Origin of the sequence: Streptomyces sp. SPB074, assembly GCF_000154905.1 — a bacterium.
GTDB lineage: Bacteria > Actinomycetota > Actinomycetes > Streptomycetales > Streptomycetaceae > Streptomyces.
On sequence record NZ_GG770539.1, the window covers coordinates 1,686,953 to 1,692,757 of the forward strand.

The window sequence follows — 5,805 nt, forward strand, 5'->3', positions numbered from 1 at the left end:
CGGCCCGACGCGTGGGTGCCGCGTCCCTCCGGAGAGCCGGAGGTCCGGCCGCGGCCGTGACGTCACTGCGTCCGGTGCGGGAGAAAGAGCGTCACCGCCGGACGCGCACGCCGGCAGGGGCCGACGTGCGGGAAGGTCACTTCTTGCGTGCCGTCGCCTTCTTGGCGGTCGTCGTGCGCGCCGTGCTCTTCTTGGCCGGGGCCTTCTTGGCGGTCGTCTTCTTCGCCGGCGCCGTCTTGGCCGTGGTCTTCTTCGCGGTCGCGGAGGTGCCCGTCGCCTTCTTCGCCGCCGGGGTGGCCTTCTTGGTGGTGGCCTTCTTCGCCGTGGCGGTGGTCTTCTTCGCCGGAGCGGTGGCCGTGGTGGCCTTCTTGGCGGCCGTCGCCTTCTTCGCCGTGGCCTTCTTCGCCGCCGCCTTGGCGGTGGTCTTGGTGCCGCCGGTGAGGCTGCCCTTGGGGGCCTTCTTCACCGCGACGTCGTTCTTCGGGAGCTTCTTGGTCCCCGCGACGAGGTCCTTGAAGCCCTGGCCCGCACGGAAGCGCGGCACCGAGGTCTTCTTCACGCGGACCCGCTCCCCGGTCTGGGGGTTGCGGGCGTACCGGGCCGGACGGTCGACCTTCTCGAACGAGCCGAACCCGGTGACGGAGACCCGGTCACCGGCGACGGTGGCACGGACGATGGCGTCCAGGACCACATCCACGGCGTCGGCGGCGTTCTGCCGCCCGCCGAGCTTGTCGGCAATCGCTTCCACGAGCTGCGCCTTGTTCACGTCTTCCCCTTCGGAGACATTGCCAGAACGAATCTGTTCAAGCTTTTTCGCACGCTAGGCGGATATATACCGCAAATCAAACACGAAACGGGCTAATCACCCTTGTGCCGCAACACCCGCGAGACCCGGGAGAGTCCCCGTGCGACGGCTTGATTCAGTCGTCACCGGGATAACGCCCCTCGTCGATGTCCTTCGACAACCGGTCCAGGCGTGCCGCGGCACCTGCGAGATCGTGTTTGGCCGCGGCCGTAATGACCAGCAGCTTCCGGGTCAGCGCCATCCGTACGCTCTCCGGGACTTGCAGTGTGCGCACCCTTGTATGTGCTTCTTTGAGTCGGTCGGCGACCGCGCCGTAAAGCTGGAGTTGGCCGTCGCTTTCCATGCCTCGATTGTGCCATCTGGCCTGAGTTGTCGCCTGCGCAGGGGGTAACTACCGTCTGGGGCGGCCTCGTCGGCGGGCCGGGACAGTGCAGGCAGGGGCCATAATCACAGGTCTTCTGCCTTGCGGGACAAGGGAGTTGCGACCACCCGTTCGGCGGCGCCCCGGGCGCGTCGCGCCGCTCGGCAACACTGCGCCGACCGAGGGTTTTTGGCCAAAGCTCCGCGACCTTGGCGCCCCTGCCCGCAGCACGACTGCGACCCGCCCCGCACACGACCGCACCCCCGGCCGTACAACCGCCGCACACGACCGCACCCCCGGCCGTACGGCCGCCGGTCGTACGGCCTCCGCGCACGACTGTGCCCCCGGTCGTCGTACGACCGGGGGCACAGGACGCGTCCCACGTCGGCGTGGTGCGGACGGACGGTTCACACCGCCCGGCGCGACCACGCCCTCACGTCGGCGCGCGATGCGCGTGGGACGCGCTGGGCGCGCGGGCGCCTCATACGGGCAGCGTGCTCGGCTTGAAGGCCGGCCGGCGCGCCTCGTACGCGGCGATCGTGTCGTCCTCGCGCAGCGTGATGCTGATGTCGTCCAGCCCGTTGAGCAGCCGCCAGCGGGAGTTCTCGTCCAGCGCGAAGTCCGCGGTGACGCCCTCGGCGCGCACCTGGCGCTCCTGGAGGTCGACCGTGATCTCGGCCCGCGGGTCCCGCTCGGCCAGCTCCTGGAGGGCTTCCACGGTCTCCTGGTCGAGGACGACCGTCAGGAGGCCGTTCTTGAGCGAGTTGCCGCGGAAGATGTCCGCGAAGCGCGAGGAGATGACGGTCTTGAAGCCGTAGTTCTGGAGGGCCCAGACGGCGTGCTCGCGCGAGGAGCCGGTACCGAAGTCGGGGCCCGCGACGAGGACGGTGGCCCCGGCGCGCTCCGGTTTGTTCAGGACGAACTCCGGGTCCTTGCGCCATGCCTCGAAGAGGCCGTCCTCGAAACCGTCGCGCGTGACCTTCTTGAGCCAGTGCGCGGGGATGATCTGGTCCGTGTCGACGTTGGAGCGCCGCAGCGGGACGGCGCGGCCGGTGTGGACGGTGAAGGCTTCCATGGTGCTCAGACTCCCGAGGGCGCGGTGGCGGTGAGGTCGGCGGGCGAGCCGAGGCGGCCCAGGACCGCCGTCGCTGCGGCCACCTTGGGCGAGACGAGGTGGGTGCGGCCCCCCTTGCCCTGCCGGCCCTCGAAGTTGCGGTTGGACGTGGACGCGGAGCGCTCGCCGGGGGCGAGCTGGTCCGGGTTCATGCCCAGGCACATCGAGCAGCCGGCGTGCCGCCACTCGGCCCCGGCCTCGGTGAAGACCTTGTCCAGGCCCTCCTCGACGGCCTGGAGCGCGACCCGTACGGAACCGGGGACGACCAGCATCCGGACGTCGTCGGCGACGGCGCGGCCGCGCAGCACGTCGGCGGCGGCGCGCAGGTCCTCGATACGGCCGTTGGTGCACGAGCCGACGAAGACGGTGTCCACGGAGATCTCGCGCAGCGGCTGACCGGCGGCGAGGCCCATGTACTCCAGGGCCTTCTCGGCGGCGAAGCGCGCGGAGGGGTCGTCGAAGCTCGCCGGGTCGGGGACGCGCGCCGAGAGCGGGGCGCCCTGGCCCGGGTTGGTGCCCCAGGTGACGAAGGGGGCGAGCGAGGAGCCGTCGATGACGACCTCGGCGTCGAAGACCGCGTCCTCGTCGGTGCGCAGCGTCTTCCAGTAGGAGACCGCCTCGTCCCACTCGGGGCCCTGCGGCGCGTGGGGGCGGTCCTTGAGGTAGGCGAACGTCGTCTCGTCGGGCGCGATCATGCCCGCGCGGGCACCGGCCTCGATCGACATGTTGCAGATGGTCATGCGGGATTCCATCGACAGCTTCTCGATGGCGGCGCCGCGGTACTCCAGGATGTAGCCCTGGCCGCCGCCGGTGCCGATCTTCGCGATGACGGCGAGGATCAGGTCCTTCGCGGTGACGTCGGCGGGCAGTTCGCCCTCGACGGTGATGGCCATCGTCCGGGGGCGGGCGAGCGGCAGTGTCTGCGTGGCGAGCACGTGCTCGACCTGCGAGGTGCCGATGCCGAAGGCGAGGGCGCCGAAGGCGCCGTGCGTCGAGGTGTGCGAGTCGCCGCAGACCACGGTGGTGCCGGGCTGGGTGAGGCCGAGCTGCGGTCCCACGACGTGGACGACGCCCTGCTCGACGTCGCCGAGCGGGTGCAGCCGGACGCCGAAGTCCGCGCAGTTCTTGCGCAGGGTCTCCAGCTGGGCGCGCGAGACCGGGTCTGCGATGGGCTTGTCGATGTCGAGGGTGGGGGTGTTGTGGTCCTCGGTCGCGATGGTGAGGTCGAGGCGCCTCACCCGCCGGCCGTTCTGGCGGAGGCCGTCGAACGCCTGCGGGCTGGTGACCTCGTGCAGCAGGTGCAAGTCGATGTAGAGGAGGTCGGGCTCGCCCTCGGCGCGCCGGACGACGTGGTCGTCCCAGACCTTCTCCGCGAGTGTCCTACCCATCGCTTTCCCTTCGGCCGGCGGCGATGCCAGGCCCAACTAGGAGGTGAGTACCCGGCCGTCCCCTCGTGGGTGGCGGCGGTCCTGGGCCCGGTGGTCCTCGGGCCCGCTCCTACAGAGTGGCAACTTCCCGTGGAAATTGAACTTGCGTTTCACAGAGTGAGACGCGAATATCGTTGCATGGACAACTCTAGCGGCGTCGGCGTACTCGACAAGGCTGCTCTCGTTCTGAGCGCCCTCGAGTCCGGTCCGGCCACTCTCGCCTCCCTGGTCGGCGCGACCGGGCTCGCCCGGCCCACGGCACACCGCCTCGCCGTGGCACTGGAGCACCACCGCATGGTGGCGCGGGACATGCAGGGCCGGTTCATCCTCGGCCCCCGCCTCTCGGAACTCGCCGCCGCGGCCGGCGAGGACCGGCTGCTCGCCACGGCGGGCCCGGTGCTCACGCACCTGCGGGACGTGACGGGCGAGAGCGCGCAGCTCTACCGCCGCCAGGGCGACACGCGTATCTGCGTCGCGGCGGCGGAACGGCTGTCCGGACTGCGGGACACGGTCCCCGTCGGTTCGACGCTGACGATGAAGGCGGGTTCCTCGGCGCAGATCCTGCTCGCCTGGGAGGAGCCGGAGCGCCTGCACCGGGGGCTCCAGGGCGCGCGGTTCACGGCGACCGCGCTCTCGGGCGTACGGCGCAGGGGCTGGGCCCAGTCCATCGGCGAGCGCGAGCCGGGCGTGGCCTCGGTCTCGGCGCCCGTGCGGGGTCCCTCCAACCGGGTCGTCGCCGCCGTCTCGGTCTCCGGCCCCATCGAGCGCCTGACGCGCCACCCGGGCCGGATGCACGCGCAGGCCATCATCGACGCCGCGGCCCGCCTGAGCGAGGCGCTGCGCCGCAACGGTGGCTGAGCGCCCCGCACCCGCACGCACGACCCGTACACACCGCACGCACGACCCCGTACCGCACGCAGCACCGACTCCGTACCCGCCGGTACGGGCGGGACGCCGACGAAGCCGCCCCGCCCGTCCGGACCAGCGCCACCGCTGCCGGACGCGGCGCACGCACCGTCGCGCACGCACGAGAAAGCCCCCCATCCGCAGAGGATGAAGGGCTTTGAGAAGTACCCCCGACCGGATTCGAACCGGCGCTACTGCCGTGAGAGGGCAGCGTGCTAGGCCGCTACACAACGGGGGCGAGATCACTCGAAGTGATCAGCTGGGCTACCAGGACTCGAACCTAAACTAACGGAACCAGAAACCGTCGTGCTGCCAATTACACCATAGCCCAAGGAACTTCCGTACCCCCGACCGGATTCGAACCGGCGCTACTGCCGTGAGAGGACCCCGTCCGGCGGCGCAGGAAGAACATTACCCGAAGGTCGACGGCGCTCCAAAACGGGTATCCGCGAGCAGCCCCGGCAGCTCGCGGAGCCCGCCGATGCGGTGCACGCCCTCAGGGACGTCCTCGCGCGCGTGGCGTCCGGCGCGGTCCAGCCAGACTCCCACGAGGCCCGCGTCCACCGCGCCACGTGCGTCGATCCAGGGTTCGTCGCCCACGTAGGCGATCTCGGCCGGGGCGAGGCCGAGGGCGCGCGCGGCGGCGCGGAAGGCGCCGGGTTCGGGCTTGGAGACGCCGAGTTCGGCGGCGCACAGCAGGCTCTCGAAACGGTCGCCGAGGCCGAGGGCGGTGAGCTTGGGGCCCTGCACGGCGGCCGAGGAGTTGGAGAGGACGCCGTGCCGGTGGCTCCTCGCGAGGGCGTCGAGGGCGGGGAGGACGTCCGTGAAGAGCGTCCAGGCGGCCTCGTAGTGCGCGAAGTACGCGTCGAACCAGGCGTCGGCCTCGGCGTCACCGAGCGGAGCGGCCAGGAAGTCCCGTACGCGGTCCCTGCGCTGCTCCAGGAAACCGACGCCGCCCGCTGCGAAGCGGCCCCAGTGGTGCCGGGTGAGGGCGCGCCAGCGCGCGAGGGCCGTTTCGGGGCCGCCGAAGCGCTCCAGGAGGCCCTCGGCGCGCAGGTGGGCCGCGAGGCCCTCGGTGTCGGCGCGTGTGTAGTCGAAGACGGTGTCGTCCACGTCCCACAGGACGGCCTTGACCCGCGTGTTCGCTGCCACCTTGCCGAGGATAGGCGCGGTGGGGCGGTCACGCCCGAGG

At 71.2% G+C, this 5,805-nt stretch carries 6 protein-coding genes and 2 tRNA genes; 1 reads left to right on the plus strand and 7 read right to left on the minus strand.

Going from position 1 to position 5,805, the window contains the following annotated elements; translation table 11 throughout:
- Positions 1 to 136 precede the first annotated feature (136 nt).
- The 4 genes from SSBG_RS06695 to leuC form a co-directional block, all read right to left on the minus strand.
- The gene (locus tag SSBG_RS06695; protein ID WP_008745447.1) at positions 137 to 766 is read right to left on the minus strand and encodes an HU family DNA-binding protein; all 630 of its coding nucleotides are present in this window, start codon (positions 764 to 766) and stop codon (positions 137 to 139) included.
- 154 nt (positions 767 to 920) lie between these two features.
- Complete coding sequence (locus SSBG_RS06700; protein ID WP_008745448.1) at positions 921 to 1,148, minus strand: hypothetical protein; 228 nt, start codon at positions 1,146 to 1,148, stop codon at positions 921 to 923.
- A gap of 499 nt (positions 1,149 to 1,647) precedes the next feature.
- On the minus strand, positions 1,648 to 2,241 hold the full coding sequence (gene leuD / locus SSBG_RS06705; protein ID WP_008745449.1) for a 3-isopropylmalate dehydratase small subunit: 594 nt from the start codon (positions 2,239 to 2,241) through the stop codon (positions 1,648 to 1,650).
- A gap of 5 nt (positions 2,242 to 2,246) precedes the next feature.
- A complete protein-coding gene (gene leuC, locus SSBG_RS06710) occupies positions 2,247 to 3,668 on the minus strand; it encodes a 3-isopropylmalate dehydratase large subunit (RefSeq protein ID WP_008745450.1) in 1,422 nt (473 codons plus the stop codon).
- Between the two features lie 177 nt (positions 3,669 to 3,845).
- On the opposite strand from leuC, the gene ndgR reads away from it, so the two are divergent.
- Positions 3,846 to 4,565, plus strand: coding sequence for an IclR family transcriptional regulator NdgR (gene ndgR, locus SSBG_RS06715; protein WP_007821702.1), 720 nt, complete (start codon positions 3,846 to 3,848; stop codon positions 4,563 to 4,565).
- A 213-nt stretch (positions 4,566 to 4,778) separates the two neighbouring features.
- Here the strand turns inward: ndgR and SSBG_RS06720 are convergent.
- The 3 genes from SSBG_RS06720 to SSBG_RS06730 form a co-directional block, all read right to left on the minus strand.
- Positions 4,779 to 4,851: transfer RNA gene (locus SSBG_RS06720), tRNA-Glu, on the minus strand.
- A gap of 21 nt (positions 4,852 to 4,872) precedes the next feature.
- A tRNA-Gln gene (locus SSBG_RS06725) sits at positions 4,873 to 4,944 on the minus strand.
- An 80-nt stretch (positions 4,945 to 5,024) separates the two neighbouring features.
- On the minus strand, positions 5,025 to 5,765 hold the full coding sequence (locus tag SSBG_RS06730; protein WP_008745451.1) for an HAD family hydrolase: 741 nt from the start codon (positions 5,763 to 5,765) through the stop codon (positions 5,025 to 5,027).
- Between the last annotated feature and the right edge of the window lie 40 nt (positions 5,766 to 5,805).

What these genes read in the sequence shown, in the direction of transcription:
- SSBG_RS06700 (WP_008745448.1), bottom strand. Translation starts at nt 1,148, where the DNA reads ATGGAAAGCGACGGCCAACTCCAGCTTTACGGCGCGGTCGCCGACCGA.
- leuC (WP_008745450.1), bottom strand. Translation starts at nt 3,668, where the DNA reads ATGGGTAGGACACTCGCGGAGAAGGTCTGGGACGACCACGTCGTCCGG.
- ndgR (WP_007821702.1), top strand. Translation starts at nt 3,846, where the DNA reads ATGGACAACTCTAGCGGCGTCGGCGTACTCGACAAGGCTGCTCTCGTT.
- leuD (WP_008745449.1), bottom strand. Translation starts at nt 2,241, where the DNA reads ATGGAAGCCTTCACCGTCCACACCGGCCGCGCCGTCCCGCTGCGGCGC.